The 20,141-nt window shown below is 32.6% G+C and carries 15 protein-coding genes; 8 read left to right on the plus strand and 7 right to left on the minus strand.

Features of this window, described 5'->3' with window-relative positions; genetic code table 11:
- Positions 1-165: 165 nt before the first annotated feature.
- Complete coding sequence (locus K8354_RS08905; RefSeq protein WP_223447384.1) at positions 166-2,580, minus strand: zinc-dependent metalloprotease; 2,415 nt, start codon at positions 2,578-2,580, stop codon at positions 166-168.
- Between the two features lie 512 nt (positions 2,581-3,092).
- Here K8354_RS08905 and prfB point away from each other — a divergent pair.
- The 3 genes from prfB to K8354_RS08920 all read left to right on the plus strand — a co-directional run bounded on the left by prfB (position 3,093) and on the right by K8354_RS08920 (position 7,254).
- Positions 3,093-4,184: a peptide chain release factor 2 gene (gene prfB, locus K8354_RS08910; protein WP_223447385.1), complete on the plus strand. Its 1,092-nt coding sequence runs from the start codon at positions 3,093-3,095 to the stop codon at positions 4,182-4,184.
- Between the two features lie 130 nt (positions 4,185-4,314).
- A complete protein-coding gene (arsC, locus tag K8354_RS08915; protein ID WP_223447387.1) occupies positions 4,315-4,695 on the plus strand; it encodes an arsenate reductase (glutaredoxin) in 381 nt (126 codons plus the stop codon).
- A 93-nt stretch (positions 4,696-4,788) separates the two neighbouring features.
- Complete coding sequence (locus K8354_RS08920; protein WP_223447389.1) at positions 4,789-7,254, plus strand: TonB-dependent receptor; 2,466 nt, start codon at positions 4,789-4,791, stop codon at positions 7,252-7,254.
- 161 nt (positions 7,255-7,415) lie between these two features.
- On the opposite strand, the gene K8354_RS08925 is transcribed toward K8354_RS08920, so the two are convergent.
- Entirely contained in the window at positions 7,416-7,589 is a 174-nt protein-coding gene (locus K8354_RS08925; RefSeq protein ID WP_223447391.1) for a hypothetical protein, read from the minus strand.
- A gap of 157 nt (positions 7,590-7,746) precedes the next feature.
- On the opposite strand from K8354_RS08925, the gene fumC reads away from it, so the two are divergent.
- The 5 genes from fumC to K8354_RS08950 all read left to right on the plus strand — a co-directional run bounded on the left by fumC (position 7,747) and on the right by K8354_RS08950 (position 13,347).
- A complete protein-coding gene (fumC, locus tag K8354_RS08930; RefSeq protein WP_223447393.1) occupies positions 7,747-9,147 on the plus strand; it encodes a class II fumarate hydratase in 1,401 nt (466 codons plus the stop codon).
- A 193-nt stretch (positions 9,148-9,340) separates the two neighbouring features.
- A complete protein-coding gene (locus K8354_RS08935; RefSeq protein WP_223447395.1) occupies positions 9,341-9,811 on the plus strand; it encodes a nucleoside deaminase in 471 nt (156 codons plus the stop codon).
- Positions 9,812-9,917: 106 nt separating this feature from the next.
- Positions 9,918-10,688: an alpha/beta hydrolase gene (locus tag K8354_RS08940; RefSeq protein ID WP_223447397.1), complete on the plus strand. Its 771-nt coding sequence runs from the start codon at positions 9,918-9,920 to the stop codon at positions 10,686-10,688.
- A gap of 5 nt (positions 10,689-10,693) precedes the next feature.
- Complete coding sequence (locus K8354_RS08945) at positions 10,694-12,106, plus strand: leucyl aminopeptidase family protein (protein WP_223447399.1); 1,413 nt, start codon at positions 10,694-10,696, stop codon at positions 12,104-12,106.
- 41 nt (positions 12,107-12,147) lie between these two features.
- Entirely contained in the window at positions 12,148-13,347 is a 1,200-nt protein-coding gene (locus K8354_RS08950) for an ATP-grasp domain-containing protein (RefSeq protein ID WP_223447401.1), read from the plus strand.
- A 90-nt stretch (positions 13,348-13,437) separates the two neighbouring features.
- Here the strand turns inward: K8354_RS08950 and fabV are convergent, their stop codons facing one another.
- The 5 genes from fabV to K8354_RS08975 all read right to left on the minus strand — a co-directional run bounded on the left by fabV (position 13,438) and on the right by K8354_RS08975 (position 20,133).
- Positions 13,438-14,625 carry an enoyl-ACP reductase FabV gene (gene fabV, locus K8354_RS08955; RefSeq protein WP_223447403.1) on the minus strand — a complete coding sequence of 396 codons (1,188 nt, stop codon included), beginning with the start codon at positions 14,623-14,625 and terminating at the stop codon, positions 13,438-13,440.
- A 15-nt stretch (positions 14,626-14,640) separates the two neighbouring features.
- Positions 14,641-15,597 (minus strand): phosphoribosylaminoimidazolesuccinocarboxamide synthase, encoded by a 957-nt coding sequence (locus tag K8354_RS08960; RefSeq protein ID WP_223447405.1) that lies wholly within the window; start codon positions 15,595-15,597, stop codon positions 14,641-14,643.
- Between the two features lie 50 nt (positions 15,598-15,647).
- Entirely contained in the window at positions 15,648-18,254 is a 2,607-nt protein-coding gene (locus K8354_RS08965; RefSeq protein ID WP_223447407.1) for a T9SS type B sorting domain-containing protein, read from the minus strand.
- Between the two features lie 311 nt (positions 18,255-18,565).
- Complete coding sequence (locus tag K8354_RS08970) at positions 18,566-19,183, minus strand: hypothetical protein (protein WP_223447409.1); 618 nt, start codon at positions 19,181-19,183, stop codon at positions 18,566-18,568.
- Complete coding sequence (locus tag K8354_RS08975) at positions 19,180-20,133, minus strand: PhoH family protein (protein WP_223447411.1); 954 nt, start codon at positions 20,131-20,133, stop codon at positions 19,180-19,182. Before K8354_RS08975 ends, K8354_RS08970 begins: the two co-directional genes overlap by 4 nt.
- Positions 20,134-20,141 lie beyond the last annotated feature (8 nt).

Genomic DNA, 20,141 nt, shown 5'->3' on the forward strand with positions numbered 1-20,141 from the left:
TGTTCTTCTTTTGAATGCTTTAAAACTAACCTTTTTTTATGATAAAATAAGGTTTGTTTCTAATTATGCATTCTTCCTTTTCTGTGTCTATAGATTTTAAAAAATCCAAAAGAAAAAACTTTCTTTAGAACTGAAAAAATGTATGAAAAACAAAGAGGTTTTCTTTTAATTCCCGATAGGTGAACCATCCGGAATTTGAGGAGCACTTGTTCTCTTAAATGAAGTCGGATTCTTTAAAAATCCTTCAATCATTTTTACCATCGCCCCATCATATATTTTTTGTGTTCCTTCAGATTTTTTATTTTCTAAAAAGGTTTTGATTTCATCTAACTTAAAATTAACAATGGCATTTACTTGGTTATACTGATTTTTATGGGCTGCTAAATAAAACAACTGCTCTAAAACTTGCATATTAATTACATTTTGTAATTCTTGATAATAGCTATCTTTATGATTCTTTTGAATCGTTTTCGCAATTAATTCATCAATCAATTCTTCTAAACCTAACTGTTTTTTATCTAAGCTCTTATGTGCAATTAATCTTGAGACCCTTTGCGGATGTAATAGTAAACTCAAAGACATTTCAGCAGCTGTTTCTACCGCAGAAAAGGCATCAAAAGAAACCCCTAATTTACTTTTAAAAGATTCTCGCGTTCTATTATAACCCAATGCTCTTGGTGGAAATAACGCTAATTTTTCTCTCGGAATTGCAATCTCATCTACGGCAATTGTTCTTAAAACTGCCTGTAAAGCAATCCTTTCTGTGGTTCCTGAAACTCTTTCTACTACTTTTTGATTTCCGCCTTTTACAGCATAATTATAATGTAATCCCCCTATTAATTTGGTTGTTGCTTCAGTTTGAAAACGATGTAAAAAATAAAGTGGCACAAACACATCTTCCAAAACAGAATACGGTTGATTGGTCTTTATATTATCCTCAGAAAAATTTAAAATTGCTGTTTTTCTTACTTTTAAAAGATGGTACAATTCGTCGTGAATATTACCCCCATTATCCCATAAATGGGCCGAGGCACTTGCACTTCCTGCGGGTCTAGCGTCTGAATCTGATAAATATTTTAATCCGCTAGCAAACGCATTTTCTAAAATGGAATTTAATTCTTCTAATTCATTTTTATCGTCTGTAAAATCTTGATATGAATACGCAACAGTTACTTTGTCCCAAGCACCAATTTTGGTATCATACGCATCAGAGAAATCAATTTTACCATCTTTTAAGGTAAATTTTGGGTGTGGATAATCCATGACAGAAGTTCTTCCGTTGGTACTTGCCGCAAAATTATGTGCAAACCCCAAGGTATGACCAATTTCGTGAGCCGCCAATTGTCTTATTCTTGCCAATGCCATCTGTAACGCAAAATCGTCATCAACGGTATTATTTTTATAAGGAGCTTGCAGCGCTTGGGCTATTAAAAAATCTTGACGAATTCTTAAACTTCCTAAGCTTACATGTCCTTTTATAATTTCACCCGTTCTTGGGTCAGCAATACTTGCGCCATAACTCCATCCTCTTGTAGATCGATGCACCCATTGCACCACATTATACCGGGCGTCTAACATATCGGCGCCTTCTGGCAACATTTTAAATTGAAAAGCATCTTTGTAACCAATGGCTTCAAAAGCTTGGTTCCACCATCTTCCTCCATCCAATAATGCTGATCTTACCGGTTCTGGTGTTCCTCGGTCTAAATAGTAAATTATAGGCTCTTTAGGTTCAGAAATTTCTGCACTTGCATTTTTCTTTTCTAAGCGATGCCTTGTAATAAATCGCTTCGTAATCGGTTCATTTACTGGTGTGGAATAATCCATATAACTCATTTGCCAAGAGCCAGATCTTGGGTCATATTTCCTTGGTTTATACTTATTATCAGGCAATTCTACAAAAGAATGATGTTGATGCACTGTTACCAAACTTGCGTCTGGCGTTACACTTCGAATATTATATCCTTTGGGTGTTCCTTTAAACGTTAACATAACATCGAACTCAACATTTTTTGGAAATGCTTTTGTGCGCTCTAAATAAAAAGCAGATTTACTTTTATCTAAACCATAACTCCCCTGATTCTTTCTTGCCAAAGTACCAGCAACTCCATGTGCATCTCTCATAAAAAAATCAGTAGCATCTACTAAATACACTCCTTTTTTTTCTTCTTTGATGTTAAATCCATGTAAAACTGATTTTGCAAAAGCCTCTTTTACAGAATTTCTTTCCTCTTCATTATCGGTAATAGCTCTAAAATCTTGATTCGGCTGAATCATTAAAATTTTATCACCCACTTTTTTAAAATGAACCACAACACCACTTCCTAATTTACCGCGATCTAAACCAATATCATTAGAACCAATTCCTTGCGAAAGTGAATGGATGTATAGAAATTCTGCATCTAAAGTATCTATTTGAAGAAATATTTTATCTTTATCTTCATCATAATAAAAAGTAATATATCCTTCGTATTTAGTAATTCCTTTTTGCAAATCTTTGCCAGATTTTTTTATGAAAAATTGAGAAAATCCGTTTAAACTAAATGTGATAAAAAGTAAAAAAAGTAATATTTTTTTCATGGTTTGGTTATTTTGGATAAAACTATAAAATAACGATCAGTTTAAAAAACTTGAATTCTTAAAATTTATTTATTTATTTATTTCATTGTTGTCCGATAAAAGATAAAAAGACCGCTTTCGCTGTTAGAATCAAGAACAAAGACTTGATTTTAACTAACTGAAAAACAATATTATTACGATTTTAAATTTTTCGAGACACCATAAATTCTAAAGCGTTTTTAAAAGTAAGGTGTACTACTTTAAAAGCTCCTGAAAATCAATACGATCAATACTTTAAAACACTTTAGCTAATTTTATATTTTAATCGGACAACACTAATTTATTTATTTATTAATTTTTGAGATACTCTAGAATATTGCGCCAAAAGTTTATGAAATTTGCAGGGAGAATTAATGCCAATTTTTTATAAATCCCTACTTTTTTCTGTGTGAATCTGTTAAGAAACGTTTTTTTAATATCTGTCAACTTTTAAAAGAAGAGTTCTTAAAAATTCATTTATTTTTGTTCTACTTATGATTACACAAGAACAACTTAAAGATATTGATACAAGAATTGAGAAACTAAAATCTTATTTAGAAATAGATAAAAAACTGATTGAAATAGCGAATGAAGAGGAACAAACAGTAGATCCCGATTTTTGGAACAACCCAAAAGAAGCAGAAATTTTAATGAAAGAACTCCGTTTTAAAAAGAAATGGGTAGAAGATTACAGAAAAGTAATTACTTTAAATGAAGATCTTGCCATTTTATATGATTTTTATAAAGAAGGGGAAGTTGAAGAAGCTGAAATTGAGGAAGAATTCGAAAAAGTAAGTACTTTTTTAGAAGATATTGAGTTTAAAAACATGCTCTCAGAAGAAGGAGATTCTCTTTCTGCAACCATTCAAATTACGGCTGGAGCTGGCGGTACAGAAAGCTGCGATTGGGTAGAAATGCTGTCTAGAATGTATACGATGTGGGCAGAAAAACAAGGCTTTAAATTAAAAACGCTCAATTATCAAGCAGGTGATGTTGTAGGCATTAAAACCGTTACCATAGAAATTGATGGCGATTATGCCTTTGGTTGGTTAAAAGGAGAAAATGGAGTGCATAGATTGGTACGTATTTCGCCGTTTGATTCTAACGGAAAACGACATACTACCTTTGGTTCTGTATATGTTTTCCCTGTGGCAGATGATTCTATAGAAATTGACATCAACCCGGCAGATGTAGAAATTGTAACTGCCCGTTCTAGTGGTGCTGGCGGACAAAATGTAAATAAAGTAGAAACCAAAGTTCAATTAACACATAAACCAACAGGAATTCAGATTTCATGCTCTAATTCTCGCTCGCAGCATGATAATAGGGCTACAGCTATGAAAATGTTGAAATCTCAATTGTATGAAATTGAGTTGCAAAAACAGCAAGCTGCAAGAGACGAAATTGAATCTGGGAAATTAAAAAATGAATGGGGTAGCCAAATTCGTAACTACGTGATGCATCCTTATAAGTTGGTAAAAGATGTAAGAACAGGATACGAAACAGGAAATGTAGATAATGTTATGAATGGAGATATCAATCCGTTTTTAAAATCTTACTTGATGTTACATGGACAGAAAGAGTAGCCCATCTTAATCTTCCCAAAGGGAAGAGATACTCTTGTGTTAAAAATATAAAATTGAATACGAATTCATCTTTATGAAATAATTTTTAAATCAATTTACCTTTAAACTTTCCTAATAATTTAAGAAAAAAATGACAAAATCAGACAAATTCTCCCCTTTGGGAGAAAGGGGACTTCTAATATATCACAATCCACGTTGTAGAAAATCTAGAGAAGGATTAGAAATTTTAAAAAATTCAGGAAAAGAATTTGAAATTATTAAATATTTAGAGGTAGTTCCTTCTGAAAAGGAATTAACAGAAATCATCCATATATTAGGGATCTCTCCTATTCAATTAGTTCGGAAAAATGAGAAAATTTGGAAAGACAATTTTAAAGGGAAAGAATTGTCTGATGCCGAAATTATTAAAGCAATGATTGAAAATCCAAAGTTAATAGAGCGCCCTATTATTATCAATAACAACCGAGGAGTTATAGGCAGACCGCCAGAAACTATTTTAGAAATCATCTAAATAACAGCTACTAAAATTGTTTAACTTTATTTTAACTCGATTAAACTAAACTAAAGGTCAAATTTGTAGTCTTAATTTAAAACTTAATTAGATTTGACTAAAAGATTTACTATAGTGTTGTTTTGTTTATTCTCAATTTCTTTATTGACGGCTCAACAACGAGAAACAAAGAGTGAAATTTTAATAACAGGTAAAATTGTGGATGCAAATTCCAATCAACCTTTAGAATACGCAACCATTGTTTTAAAGAATACGGTAACTCAGAAAATTTCTGGAGGAATTACCGATGAAACTGGAAGTTTTAAAATTAAAACTCCTAAAGGAACCTACGAGATTAGTGCTGAATTTATTTCATTCAAATCAAAAAAATACCCAAAACAAAGCATTACAAAAGATTTAGATTTAGGTGTCATTAAACTTTCTGAGGATACTGCTAGTTTAAATGAAGTAGTGATTATTGCAGAAAAAACAACCGTAGACATTCGTTTAGATAAAAAAGTCTTTAATATTGGTAAAGATTTATCCATTAGAGGCGGAAATGCGAGTGATGTTTTAGGAAATGTTCCTTCTGTTCAAGTGGATGTTGAAGGAACTGTGAGTTTGCGTGGAAATGAAAATGTAACTATTTTAATTGATGGTAGACCAAGTGCACTCGTAGGTATGAACGGAGCGGATGCTTTAAGACAGATTCCTGCGGAGGCTATTGAAAAAGTAGAGGTAATAACCTCTCCATCTGCAAGATATGATGCAGAAGGTACCGCGGGAATTCTAAACATTATTTTAAGAAAAAATAAGTTGGTTGGCTTTAACGGTTCTTTACAACTAGATTTAGGAATGCCTGAAAGAGTAGGAACCGCTTTTAATGCGAATTGGAGGACAGAAAAATGGAATCTTTTCACGAATACAGGATTTCGCTACAATGAAACACCTGGTAATGCTTTTACTGACGCCAGCTATTTGCAACCAACAGCAAGAAATGCTAGAGTTGTAGAACAACGAAATTTTGGCAGATTAGGCAGGTCTTTATTTACAAGTTTTGGTGCGGAATATTACCTAAATAAAAGTTCTAGCATTATTGGAAATATCGTTTTTAATAGTGGTAATGATGATGATGTTAATACCAATGATATCAACAGATTTAACGGCCAAGGAGCTATCAATGAAGCAACACTAAGGACAGAAAGCGAAGGTGAAGATGAAGAACGGATTCAATACACCTTAGATTATGTCAATAATTTTGATGATTCAGGTAAAAAACTATCCATTAATTTACAATATTCTACAGAAGTTGAAGATGTTTTAAACAATATTACAGAAGTAGATACACAAGTAAATCTTTTAAACGACTTAGAGCAAGTTCTCGAAGATCAAGATGAAAACAGTGCTTTACTACAAATTGATTACGTACATCCGGTAGGAGAAAACATTCAATACGAAGCAGGTTATAGAGGAAACTATAGAGATATTTTTAATAGTTTTTATTTGGCCGAAAGACAAGATTTTTTAAATAACGGACCTTTAGTACCTGATACCGGTTTAAATAACTCTTTCAGTTATGAAGAATTCGTGAATGCTGCTTATTTTCAATATGGTCAAAAATTTAATAAAATATCTTTTTTAGGAGGTTTGCGTTATGAATACACTTCTATCGAAATTGTACAAGAAACGTCAACAACCACAGACAATAGAAGTTACGGAAACTTGTTTCCAACTTTAAATCTTGGTTTCGAATTTAAAGATGGGGAAAATATTACTTTAGGTTATAATAGAAGAATTAGAAGGCCAAGAGGTAGAAATTTAAATCCATTTCCAAGTCGTTCTAGCGAGAGTAATCAATATAGTGGTAATGTCGGTTTAAATCCTGTAATTACAGATGCTTTTGATGTCGGTTATTTAAAACGTTGGGATAAATTTACATTAAGCACTTCTCTTTACTATAATATTAGTAATGATAACTGGGAGAGAATTCAAGAAGATACCGGAGAAATAACAGATAACGGAGATCCTGTTACCAATAGATTTCCTATAAATTTATCTACAGAAGAAAGAGTTGGTTTTGAATTTACACTAAATTACAGACCCTTTAAAGTATGGAATATCAATAGTGATTTTAATTTATTTAACGTTAAGAGTGATGGAGATTATACGAATCAGACAACCAATGTTACACAAAGTTTCGATTTTGAAAACACCGCATTTTTTATTCGTTTAAATCAAAAAATCACGTTACCAGGAAAAACTGATCTACAAATTAACACGAATTATAGAGGTCCGTCTCAAAATGCACAAACTAAAAGCGAAGGTATTTTTAGTATGAATATTGCGGCAAGTAAAGATCTATTCAATGAAAAAGCTTCTTTAAGTTTAAATTTTAGCGATGTATTTAACAGTCGTATTAGTCAAAGAACAACCAACCTTCCTGGTTTTTTAGAACAATATTCCGAATTTCAATGGAGAGAACCACAAGTTAGAATAAGTTTTGTTTACCGTTTCAACCAACAAAAAAAGAAAGGACAAGGAGGTCGAGAAGATAATGGTGGTGAAGATTTTGAAGGATAATTTTTTGGGCGTTTTAACGGGCTTTTCGCACTCGCTTTTTTTCAGAAAAAGAAAAAAGAGCTCAAACAAATGCTGCAATCCCTAACGCACTCAATCAGACCCACAAAAAAACTCGTAACGCAAATTGCGTTACGAGTTTTTTTATGTATATGTCTTAAATTCTACTTTCCTTCAGCAGCTTTTTTTGCTTCTTGCTTTAATTTAAAATTTTCCCAGATAGTTCCACCAATCCAATAAGGAACTACAAATGTTAATAAAAAGATTAGCAACCAAAAACCCGCTGTAAAAACAAACATGAATAATACTAATCCTGAAAATTGAGAAAAATCTAACATTTAATTATTTTTAAAAAATTTGTGCAACAAAAATAAGATATATTTTCAAATTTTACGAATATTTTAAAAAATATTTTAACAGGATTTCTGCAATTCTGTTCATAACTAATCACCCTAGATTTTGTAAATTTGTAAACACATCAAAAATGCAATCAAAATGACAAAATACAGAGTAGAAAAAGACACCATGGGCAAGGTACATGTGCCTGCTGATAAATATTGGGGAGCACAAACAGAACGCTCACGTAATAATTTTAAAATCGGAGCACCTGCCTCTATGCCTCTAGAAATTGTGTATGGTTTTGCTTATTTAAAAAAAGCAGCGGCATACACGAATACTGAATTAGGCGTTTTGTCTGCAGAAAAAAGAGATTTAATTGCTCAAGTGTGTGATGAAATTCTAGCTGGTAAATTAGATGATCAATTTCCTTTGGTCATCTGGCAAACAGGTTCCGGAACGCAATCTAACATGAATGTAAATGAAGTAATTGCCAATAGAGCGCATGAAATTGCTGGAAAAGTAATTGGCGAAGGCGAAAAAACAATTCAGCCAAATGATGATGTAAATAAGTCACAATCGTCAAACGATACATTCCCAACAGGAATGCATATTGCAGCTTACAAAAAAATTGTAGAAACTACAATTCCAGGAATTGAACAATTAAGAGATACATTAAAAGTAAAATCAGAGGCTTTTAGTGAAGTGGTAAAAATTGGACGCACCCATTTAATGGATGCTACTCCCCTGACCTTAGGACAGGAGTTTTCTGGTTATGTGGCACAATTAAACTTCGGAATTAAAGCTTTAAAAAACACCTTAGAGCATTTAGGTCAGCTAGCTTTAGGAGGCACTGCTGTGGGTACTGGATTAAACACGCCAAAAGGGTACGATGTATTAGTGGCAAAATATATTGCGGAATTTACAGATATGCCTTTTATAACAGCAGAAAACAAATTTGAAGCTTTAGCTGCACATGATGCCTTGGTAGAAACACACGGCGCTTTAAAACAAGTGGCTGTCTCTTTAAATAAAATTGCAAACGATATTAGAATGATGGCTTCTGGTCCAAGATCCGGAATTGGAGAAATCATTATTCCTGCAAATGAACCAGGAAGTTCTATCATGCCCGGAAAAGTAAATCCTACGCAAGCAGAAGCAATGACCATGGTTTGTGCACAAGTAATGGGTAATGATGTTGCCGTTACTGTAGGCGGAACGCAAGGTCATTATGAACTCAATGTTTTTAAACCCATGATGGCGGCAAACGTGTTGCAATCTGCGCAATTAATAGGAGATGCTTGTGTTTCTTTTGATGTGAACTGTGCGGCAGGAATTGAACCAAATCATGCAAGAATCACAGAATTAGTAAATAATTCTCTAATGTTAGTAACTGCTTTAAATACAAAAATAGGCTATTATAAAGCTGCAGAAATTGCCAATACAGCGCATGCAAACGGAACCACCTTAAAAGTAGAAGCAGTGCGTTTAGGCTATGTGACTCCTGAGCAATATGACGAATGGGTAAAACCAGAAGAAATGACTGGAGGCCTTAAATAGTAAGCAGTTTACAGTTGCAGTATGCAATTGACTCTTTTAAATTGCACTTTACAGTAGCAGTGAAGAAAAATAAATTAATATATTTAAAGGTTTATAAATCAAAACCTTACCGAAAATTAAAAAAGTTTGCAGAAATTCAGTTGGTTTTTGAATACTCCACTGTTAACTGTTACTGAAAACTGAACACTAAATTATGAATCATAAACATTTTATGAGTGAAGCTGTAAAAGCGGCTTTAAAAGGAATGCAAAATAATGAAGGAGGACCTTTTGGATGTATTATTGTTAAAAACGGAGAAATTATTGGTCGTGGAAACAATAAAGTAACCTCTACAAACGATCCAACTGCGCATGCAGAAGTAACGGCAATTAGAGATGCTTGTAAAAACATGTCTTCTTTTCAATTAGAAGGTTGCATTATGTATACTTCTTGCGAGCCTTGCCCCATGTGTTTAGGAGCAATTTATTGGGCAAGACCCGAAAAAGTATTTTATGGAAGCAACCAACAAGATGCTGCTGATATTGGTTTTGATGACGAATTTATTTATAAAGAAATTCCGCTTCCCTACAATAAAAGAAGCATTCCTTTTGAACAAATAGGAAGAGAAATTGCGTTAGAACCTTTTCAAAAATGGACTGAAAAACAAGATAAAATTGCATATTAAACAAAAAATCCTGATGTTAACATCAGGATTTTTTGTTTAAAACATATTTATAATTAGTGATTTTTACATGGGCAAAATAGTATTTTTGCATTCTTAAAACAAGCACATGACAAGAACGGATTTTAATCCCATTATTGAAACAATAGAAGAAGCTTATGAAATTCCGCATTTAAATGCAACAAGAAGAATTTCGGCTTTACTACCTCACAATTATTATGAAACAGATAAACGTTATCCTGTATTATATTTACAAGATGGCCAGAATTTATTCAATCCGATGGCACAATATGGAGATTGGGCAATCGATAAATCGTTAGCAAAATTAGCCGAAAAAGGCGAAGCAGATATAATTATCATCGCTATTAATCATGGAGAAGAAGAACGTATCAATGAATACTTACCTTATTATCATCCTAGATTTGGAGAAGGAAAGGGCAACTTTTACATCCAATTTATGACGGAAAAATTGATTCCTTACATCAACAAAAAATACAGAACATTAACCGATTTTGAAAATACAGGAATTGGAGGCAGCTCTATGGGGGGGTTAATTAGCTTACACGCAGGTTTATCAAATCCGCATGTTTTTGGTAAATTGATGATTTTCTCTCCCAGCTTATGGATTTCTAAAAAAGTTTTTGACAATACAAAAAGTTTTACTCCATTAGAGGAAGCTAAAATTTATTTATATTCTGGAGGACAAGAAAGTAGAGAGCATTTACCAAATGCAAAAAAATTAGGCGCAATTATCAAAGAAAAAATGATCAAAGGCTATCATATAGATTTTCATTTTTCAATTAATCAAGAAGGCAATCATTCTGAAGTTCATTGGCGAAAGGAATTCCCGAATGCAATTCAATGGCTTTTTAACAAATAATAGGTATGACTTACAAGCAAATACAAGAAATAGATTTTAATAAAAACCTCATTTTACCTTGTAAAAAAGACGATTTAAAATCAATTCAACAATTTTTACCAATCGAAAATCCTGATTTTGATGGAAGTTTTTTAACGCATCATTTAATCTACGGAAAAGAAGGAAATAGAATTTATTTGGTGGGTTTAGGCGAAGAGAAAAATAAATCACAATTAGAAAGTACTTTTCAAAAATTTGCTTTTGAAACTTGTAAATATTGGAAGGATGAAATTCAGGTTTTTACCGATCATTTAAACAATGATGACATTTTAAAAATTGTCATTGGTTTAGAAATGTCTCAATATTTTATCGGACAATTTAAAACGACCAAAGAAGATAAAAAGGAAATTATCCTTTCATTTTCATCAAAAAATACGATTGAAAAAATTCTTGAAGAAGGAAAATTTACAGGAGAAACCATTAACAAAATTAAAGGTTTGGTAGATGCGCCACCAAATATTAAAACACCCGAATATTTAGGAGATTGGGCAAAAAAGTCATCAAAAGAAGCTTCGTATTCCTGTACGGTTTTAAAACATAAAAAATTAGAAAAGCAAGGCTTTGATGCTGTTTTAGCAGTCGGAAAAGGAAGTGTGCATCCGCCAGTTGTCATCATCAATGAATACAAAGCAAATGACTCTGACACCATAGATATTGCTTTGGTTGGTAAAGGAATTACTTTTGATTCAGGAGGTTTGTCTATAAAACCATCCACAAACCTGCACTATATGAAAAGTGATATGGGTGGAGCCGCCGTGGTTTTAGGGGTTGTCGAATTGGTTGCAAAACTAAAATTAAACATCAATATTGTAGGTATTGTTGCATCCGCAGAAAATGCTGTTGATGCCAATAGTTATCGACCTGGCGATGTGATCAATTCCTATTCAGGAAAGACCATTGAAATTATTGATACCGATGCAGAAGGTCGTTTAGTTTTAGCGGATGGCATTAGTTATGCTATCAAAACATACAACCCAGAATATGTAATCGATATTGCAACCTTAACGGGAAGTGTTGTGAGAACTTTTGGATATGCTGCCGCAGGAATGTTTACTCAAAATCAAGAAATGGCAAATACCATGTCTGACCTCGGTTTTAAAGTTCATGAGCGTGTTTGGCAATTGCCCATGTTTGAAGATTATGAGAAAGATTTAGAATCTGATGTTGCTGACATTAAAAACTTTAATGGTAAGCCAATTGAAGGTGCCATTAATGCTGCAAAATTTTTGGAATTCTTTACAGAGAAACATCCAAAATGGATGCATTTAGATATTGCAGGAGTCTCTTTTGGCAGTTCTCAATATGCACAAATGAAAAGCGCAACGGGTTTCGGAATTCAATTAATTACCAATTTCATTAAAGAAAAAGTTAGAAAATAATATTCAATATTGTAAATATAATCCTACTAAAAAATAAAGTTATGTCTCATAATCCACTAAATTTTCTTTGTATCACGACCTATTTTAAAGGTGAAGATTTTTTAAAAAGTTGCAAAGAAGATGGCAATAAAGTCTATTTATTAACTAAGAAAAATTTAGAGAATGAAAATTGGCCTTGGGAATCTATAGAAGATGTTTTCTACATTGATGATTGGCATCAAGAGAATGTGATTAAAGGAATCGCGTATAAATTTCGAACTATAAAGTTTGATCGTTTTGTAGCTTTAGATGATTTTGATGTTGAAAAAGTTGCCTTATTGCGTGAACATTTTAGAATGCCTGGAATGGGAAGAACTACCGCACACTATTTTAGAGATAAATTAGCGATGCGCCTAAAAGCAAAAGAGGAAAATGTAAATGTGCCTGAATTTACATCTCTTTTTAATAATGATGATATTAATACATATGCGGACACCATTACTGCACCTTGGTTGCTAAAGCCAAGGATGGAAGCTTCTGCAACCGGAATAAAAAAAATACACTCTAAAGATGAATTATGGCAAATAATTAATGATTTGGGCGATGAAAGAGATAATTATTTAGTTGAAAAATTTGCCCCTGGAGATGTTTTTCATGTAGACGGACTCAATGTAGATGGTAAAGTTGTTTTTGCTAGAGTGAGTAAATATTTAGATACCCCTTTTGAAGTAGCGCATGGAGGAGGGATTTTTAGATCTGCAACTTCTGAAATTGGCTCGAAAACAGAAAAAGATTTACAAAAAATGAATACTGATGTGATGAAAGCATTTGGAATGCAATTTGGGGCTTCTCATACAGAATTTATTCAATCGAAAGCCACAGGAGAATTGTTCTTTTTAGAAACGTCTTCTAGAGTTGGCGGTGCTAATTTAGCTGAAATGGTGGCATTTGCTTCTGGCGTAAATCTTTGGGGTGAATGGGCAAAAATTGAGTCTGCAACTCTTAAAAAGGAAGTGTATACCTTACCAAAAATAAATAATCAATATGCAGGGATTGTCGTTTCATTAAGCAGATTTGAACATCCTGACACCTCTAGTTTTACAGATTCAGAGATTGTTTGGAGAATGAACAAAGCCTGGCATATCGGCTTAATTGTGGTTTCTGATTCTAGTGATCGTGTTTTGGAATTGTTAGACAACTACACCCATAGAATTGGCAATGAATTTCATGCGAGTGCTGCTGCTCCAGATAAATCTTTGTAATAGATATAGTTCTTAATTTTTTGAGACTTTATAGAAAAGAAAAGACCTGACAAGTATTAAAATCTGTCAGGTCTTTTCTTTGATTAACAATTACCTCTCACTCGGTATCACCACTACTTCATTTACCTCTTTATCATAATCTACACCAGGAACTTTAAAACCGAATAAACTAAAAAACTCATCACTGTATCCCTGTAAATCTCCTATTTCAGCCAAATTTTCTGAGGTTGCTTTTTTCCAAAGTTCGGTGATTTCTGCTTGCACATCTTCACGCATTTCCCAATCGTCAATTCTAATTCTTCCTTTTTCATCCAACGCTAAATCACCACCAAACAAACGTTCACTATACAAACGCTGAATTTGCTCAATGCAACCTTCATGAATTCCTTTTTCTTTCATCACTTTAAACAAAAGTGAAATATACAACGGAATTACAGGAATTGCAGAACTAGCTTGTGTAACCAATGCTTTATTTACAGAAACATACGCTTTTCCACCAATCGATTTCAAATCTTCTGTAATTGTAAAAGCTGTTGCTTCTAAATGATCTTTAGCGGCACCAATCGTTCCGTTTCTATATACAGGTTTTGTAACATCTGGTCCAATATAAGAATAGGCCACCGTGGTCGCTCCTTCAGCCAATAAATTTTCAGCTTTTAAGGCATCAATCCACATTTTCCAATCTTCACCTCCCATTACTGTAATAGTATTTTCAATATCCTCACCTTCCGCAGGGTTTATAGAGATTTCTGAGACATTGCCCGTATGAAAATCTACTGTTTTATTTGTAAATGTTTCTCCTATGGGTTTTAAAACCGATTTGTAACGTTTTCCTGTATCTGGATGCTTTCTTACCGGTGAAGCCAAACTATAAATAATCAAATCTACCTGGCCTAAATCTTCCTTTATTAAATTAACAACCTCTTGTTTTATTTCATTTGAAAATGCATCTCCGTTAATACTTTTTGCATACAAACCGGCTTTATGCGCATGCTTTTCAAAAAATGCCGTGTTATAATATCCTGGAGTTCCTGGTCTACCCTCTACAGGAGCTTTATCAAAAAACACACCAATAGTCGCTGCATCTGAACCAAAAGCACTGGTAATTCTTGATGCCAATCCAAATCCTGTTGAAGAACCAATTACGAGTACTTTTTTTGCGCCTTCAATTTTTCCTTTCGATTTTATATATTCAATTTGATTGATCACATTTTGATCGCAACCTGTGGGGTGCGACGTTAAACAAATAAATCCTCTTGTTCTTGGTTCTATAATCATGCTTGTTTGTTTTGTTTATTTTTTATATTGAAGTAAAAACTTCGATACATTTTTATTAATTCTATCTAACACATTTTCTGTGGAAGCTTTTACAAATTTTTCTCCTGTAATTTGTTCATATAATTCTATATATCTATTGGATATTTCTAGAATTTTTGCATCCGACATTTCTGGTATTTGCTGATTTTCTTTACCCTGAAATCCTTGTTCTATCAACCATTGACGCACAAATTCTTTTGATAATTGCTTTTGAGATTCTCCTTTATCTTGCCTTTCTTGATATCCTTCAGCATAAAAATAACGAGAAGAATCTGGGGTATGAATTTCATCTATCAATACAATTTTACCTTCTTTTGTTTTACCAAACTCGTATTTTGTATCTACCAAAATTAAGCCTCGTTTTGCGGCAATTTCTGTACCTCTTTGAAACAATTTTCGAGTATAATCTTCTAAAACAAGATAATCGGTTTCAGAAACAATTTGGTTTGCTAAAATATCTTCTCTAGAAATATCTTCATCATGTTCGCCGTTTTCTGCTTTTGTAGATGGGGTAATTATGGGTGTTGGAAATTGATCATTTTCCTTTAAGTCATTTGGCATTGCTACTCCGCATAAAACTCTTTTACCTGCTTTGTATTCTCGCGCAGCATGGCCCGATAAATATCCGCGGATCACCATTTCTACTTTAAAAGGTTTGCATAAATGACCAATGGCTACATTTTCATCTGGGTTGGCAATGAGCCAATTAGGAACAATATCCGAAGTATCGTTCATCATTTTTGTAGCAATTTGATTTAAAATCTGACCTTTAAACGGAATTTGGCGTGGTAAAACAACATCAAAAGCAGAAAGCCTATCTGTTGCTATCATTACTAAAAGTTCATCATTTATATTGTAAACTTCTCTTACTTTTCCTTTATAAACAGATTTTTGATTCGAAAACTTAAAATTAGTTTCGTTAATTGTATTCATTATTTTAGCTGTATTGATCGTTGAACAAAAATAAGTTAATTTTTAGGAAATCATTTTCTTAACAAAGAAAAATTACCATTTAAAACCTCACCGGTTTCTAGCACTAATTTGAACCAATAATTAGAAGAAATCGCATTTTTACCTTTGTACGTTCCGTCCCAAAACTCCCTATTACTTTTAATGTGCTTTAACAAAACACCAAAACGATTGAATATATAGATGTTATACTTTACATCGGGAAAATTTTCTAAACGCCAAACATCATTTTTACCGTCATTATTTGGAGAAAAAAAAGTAGGATACGTTTTTACGAAAACCTCTTCTGTAAAAAATTCGCATCCATCCAAACCTCTTATGTAAACCGTTTGCGCACCGCCATGAACATTATTAAAAATATTTTCTGTTTGATATTCCATGCCATCTAAAGAATATTCATAACCACGAGTAGAGGGCACAAAAACTTCAATTGAATTATTTCTTGAAGAAAAATCTTTAACGTTGATGTGAACATTCTCTAATTCATTATTTTTTATCAACTCTATATTTACTGTGGAAGAAGAGGTACCACAGGGGCCTCTATCCACTGTATACGTATAGACTCCTGAAGCATGTATTTTTGGGTCAAATATATTATTTGGTAAACTTGGGCTCCACACACCTCCTTTATCTGGCTCGCCATCTAACAACTCAAAAAGGTTCTTTTCATCCGAGAATTCGCAAATTTGATGTATAGAACTTTCTCCACTATTTGGTTTTAACAAATTAGTTATTGATATTTTAGATTGCAGCGTTCCACAATTTCTATCTACAATTGTATATGTATATTCTGTATTTGTATCTATATTTCTTTCGAACACACTTGTTTCGCTATTTAAAGCTGGCGACCAAAAGCCACCTGGAGAAGGATTTCCTTTTAAAGCGTTGAATAAATCTAACTGCTCAATCCCGTCACAAATGACAACTTCTGTATCGATACCTGGTGTTAAATCAGATATGAATTCTATTTGAATTTCGGCACTTAAATCTCCGCATATAGCATCTGTATGTGTATAAGTGTATACACCTTCTTTATCAATAGCAGGATTAAAAATATTGCCACCTGAAGCTAACGACGGAAACCAAATCCCTCCTGGATCAGGCTCTCCCTGCAATACTGTAAGTAAATCTCTAGGAAGATCGTTACGACAAATTTCTAAAATATTATTTTTTCCTGGACTTAAAATAGTTGCCTCTTGAAAATCAAAAATACCATTTGCATCTATATCTGAAGGTTCTGTATATCCTGTAGCTTCATTTATAATTAATCCTCTAGAATTAACATCATTCGGCACACTTCCTAAAATACCGTCATTATCTGGATCTTCAAATCCGGCTTCAAGTACGTCGAAACATTCATCACCATCACTATCTAAATCTAGAGAATCTGGATAGCCATCATTATCAGTATCCAACAACCCGTTACCCTCTAAAATATCTAAAATACCGTCATTATCATCATCTTCATCAATAATATTTGCAATACCATCATTATCAAAATCTAAATCGCATATTAAAATGACAGCAATAGAATTTATACAATCTCCAATATTATCCTGAATGGTAAGTGCTCCCGTAACCTCTCCGTTATTGATTAAATTACAAAGCCAAGAACAATCACTTAACATTGGGTTATTTTGAACCTGCAAAAAACCTTCAACCTTTTCCAAAAGGCCAAAACCTTTTACATTATTTAAAACATTATTGTCACTGACAATAAACCAATCTTCTAAAAAGTACTTTTCCCCTATCCTTTTTAAATTATTAAAGCCCTCAAAACTTGCAATACTAGTATTTTGGATTCTAAAAGCGCCCCCAACATCTTCTAAAAGATTAAAACTAGGTATTTCTTGCACACCAATTCCTCTAATATCAAAAAAACGCTCAATAGTTTGTAGTTTTCCGAAACCTTGTATAACCTTTGCGGATTCTATATTTAAATCATTCCCAATGGTAATTAGCTCTTCAAAACCAATTACTTCATTCAAATTAGGATTTGAAGTAAGATTTAAATCCTCTACGATTCTTTGTACTTTATTAAAAGAAGGAATACTTAACAACTTTGGGTTTTTACTTATATTTAGCTGACCTCCTAAATTCTCAAGTTTATTAAAACCAGAAATAGCTTGTATGGAAGGACTATTACCAATCTCCAGATCTTTAAAAATTCGTGATAAATTGTTAAAGCCATTTACAATTTCTAAATTTGCATTTAAAGCAATTGTTAGGCTCCTTGTTTGCTCTAAATTATTAAAACCACTAATAGTCTTTAGTTGATTAGAACTGGTAATTTCAAGATCTCCATTCACATTGATTAGATTATTAAAACCATTTAATTCGTCTAATTGAACTGAAATTTTTAAATCACCGTTTATAGTTTCTAAAAAGTAAAGCCCTGTAATATCGGTGATGGGAGGAGGAGCTACTGCACCAATATCGCCCGAACCAACCAAATCTGCTATAATTTCTACATTTCCCTCAATGCTTGTGCAATTGCTATAGTTACTCACAAAAGCGTCTACTTTTTCTTGAGAAGATAATATATTATCTCCTGGAGGTGGGCATTGAGCTTGGGCTTTTGCTAAAAAGCAAAGACTTAGTATGACAAAAATAAATCTCATAAAAAATATATCGTAATTGTAAAATTAAGGATAATCTAAATTTTACCAAGAATTTTACTTAAAAAAGACTATTTTAATAACCACAAATTTTCTTTATTTCTTTTAAATTATCAACAATTGGTTTTTGATTACTTTTTCAACTGGAAAAAAAAATTAAAGAAATAAGAAGCGCTTTTGTCAACATTTTTAATATTTAATTGTGTACATCTTTATTAATTAAGTTTTGATTCGGAAATGCAAAAATTAGCTTTGTTGATAGAATTCATTTGTTAGTTGCTGTTGAAGGTGAAAAAATAAGCTATCTAAAATGATTACTTTTTATTTTCGAGTAATTTTATCTGCTTTAAATTATCTGTAATTGGTGTGGCTGTAATTACTTTTTCACCTGGTATAAAATAGAAAAAATAGGCTGAATTTTGACCTATTTTTCGGACATCTAATCTCATATTATCTTTAAAAATTAGTGTATGATTTGGGATGATTTCTTTATTGGCATATTTATACCTCATACCAATTCCCATACCTGTTCTCATAGAAATAAATAATAGAAAGAAGATAAACATCATTCCTGGTATTATATTTTTTTTCTTGGCTAACGTTTCATATTTTTTATCCCATTTTTCGATATTATACACTTTTTGATACCATTTTTTCTCTCTCAGATAAGCATAAAGTTTAAATATCCATTTGGTAAAATACAGGTACATCAACCAAAACATAAACCCTAAAAACAATGAGATTTTCCAATTGTTTGTTAATAAACTAATTGGAGAAATTAAAGCATCTAAAATTGTGGTATAATTTAAATAAGAAACTCCGAAGATTCCATAAAAGATAGCATCACTAACAATTCCTAAAATAATAAGGTATAAATACCCAATATAAAAATAATCTTGTAGGCCTAATTTGTCTTGTTCAATCTTGATCATTCTGTTTCTATACTTTTATAGGCTGTAATTATTTTTTTCACTAATCGATGCCTCACAACATCTTTATCGTCTAAATAAACCTGAGCAATTCCTTGAATATCTTTTAAAGCCAATAAAGATTCTTTTAAACCTGAAACTTGTTTTCTTGGCAAATCTATCTGACCAGGGTCTCCAGTAATAATAAACTTTGCATGCATTCCCATTCTAGTTAAAAACATTTTCATTTGATTATGGGTTGTGTTTTGAGCTTCATCTAAAATTACAAAAGCATTGTCTAATGTTCTTCCTCTCATAAATGCCAAAGGAGCAATTTGAATAATTCCTTTTTCTAAATGAGATTCTAATTTTTCGTACGGAATCATATCTCGCAAAGCATCATACAAAGGTTGCATATAGGGGTCTAATTTTTCTTTTAAATCACCTGGTAAAAAACCTAAATTCTCACCTGATTCTACAGCAGGTCTTGTTAAAATAATTTTTCTAACTTCTTTTTCTTTTAGCGCTTTTACCGCCAATGCAACGGCTGTATACGTTTTTCCCGTTCCAGCAGGCCCCACAGCAAATAGCATATCATTTTTTAGCATTTCTGTAACCATTTTACGCTGATTCTCAGTTTTAGGTTTAATTAATCTGCCATTAACACCGTGCACTAAAACATCTTTGGCATTTCGCGCTGAAACTGCTTTTTCTTCATTTCCTGAAGATGTTAAAATACGTTCGATACTATTTTCATCCAACTTGTTGTATCTTTCAAAGTGTTTAATCAAACGTTCTAAACGAATTTCAAATTCATCTAAAATATCTGATTCCCCAAAAATCTTTAATTTAGATCCTCGGGCAACAATTTTAATTTTAGGAAAGTATCTTTTTAACTGCTCTACTGTGCTATTCTGTGTACCAAAGAAATCTTTTGGATTTATTTCGGTTAACTCTATCGTCCGTTCGTTCAAATGATTAT

It is taken from the genome of Polaribacter litorisediminis, assembly GCF_019968605.1.
Taxonomy (GTDB): domain Bacteria; phylum Bacteroidota; class Bacteroidia; order Flavobacteriales; family Flavobacteriaceae; genus Polaribacter; species Polaribacter litorisediminis.

Coding starts and splice junctions, on each gene's coding strand:
- K8354_RS08905 (WP_223447384.1), bottom strand. CDS start 2,580: ATGAAAAAAATATTACTTTTTTTACTTTTTATCACATTTAGTTTAAAC.
- prfB (WP_223447385.1), top strand. CDS start 3,093: ATGATTACACAAGAACAACTTAAAGATATTGATACAAGAATTGAGAAA.
- arsC (WP_223447387.1), top strand. CDS start 4,315: ATGACAAAATCAGACAAATTCTCCCCTTTGGGAGAAAGGGGACTTCTA.
- K8354_RS08925 (WP_223447391.1), bottom strand. CDS start 7,589: ATGTTAGATTTTTCTCAATTTTCAGGATTAGTATTATTCATGTTTGTT.
- fumC (WP_223447393.1), top strand. CDS start 7,747: ATGACAAAATACAGAGTAGAAAAAGACACCATGGGCAAGGTACATGTG.
- K8354_RS08935 (WP_223447395.1), top strand. CDS start 9,341: ATGAATCATAAACATTTTATGAGTGAAGCTGTAAAAGCGGCTTTAAAA.
- K8354_RS08940 (WP_223447397.1), top strand. CDS start 9,918: ATGACAAGAACGGATTTTAATCCCATTATTGAAACAATAGAAGAAGCT.
- K8354_RS08945 (WP_223447399.1), top strand. CDS start 10,694: ATGACTTACAAGCAAATACAAGAAATAGATTTTAATAAAAACCTCATT.
- K8354_RS08950 (WP_223447401.1), top strand. CDS start 12,148: ATGTCTCATAATCCACTAAATTTTCTTTGTATCACGACCTATTTTAAA.
- fabV (WP_223447403.1), bottom strand. CDS start 14,625: ATGATTATAGAACCAAGAACAAGAGGATTTATTTGTTTAACGTCGCAC.
- K8354_RS08960 (WP_223447405.1), bottom strand. CDS start 15,597: ATGAATACAATTAACGAAACTAATTTTAAGTTTTCGAATCAAAAATCT.
- K8354_RS08965 (WP_223447407.1), bottom strand. CDS start 18,254: ATGAGATTTATTTTTGTCATACTAAGTCTTTGCTTTTTAGCAAAAGCC.
- K8354_RS08970 (WP_223447409.1), bottom strand. CDS start 19,183: ATGATCAAGATTGAACAAGACAAATTAGGCCTACAAGATTATTTTTAT.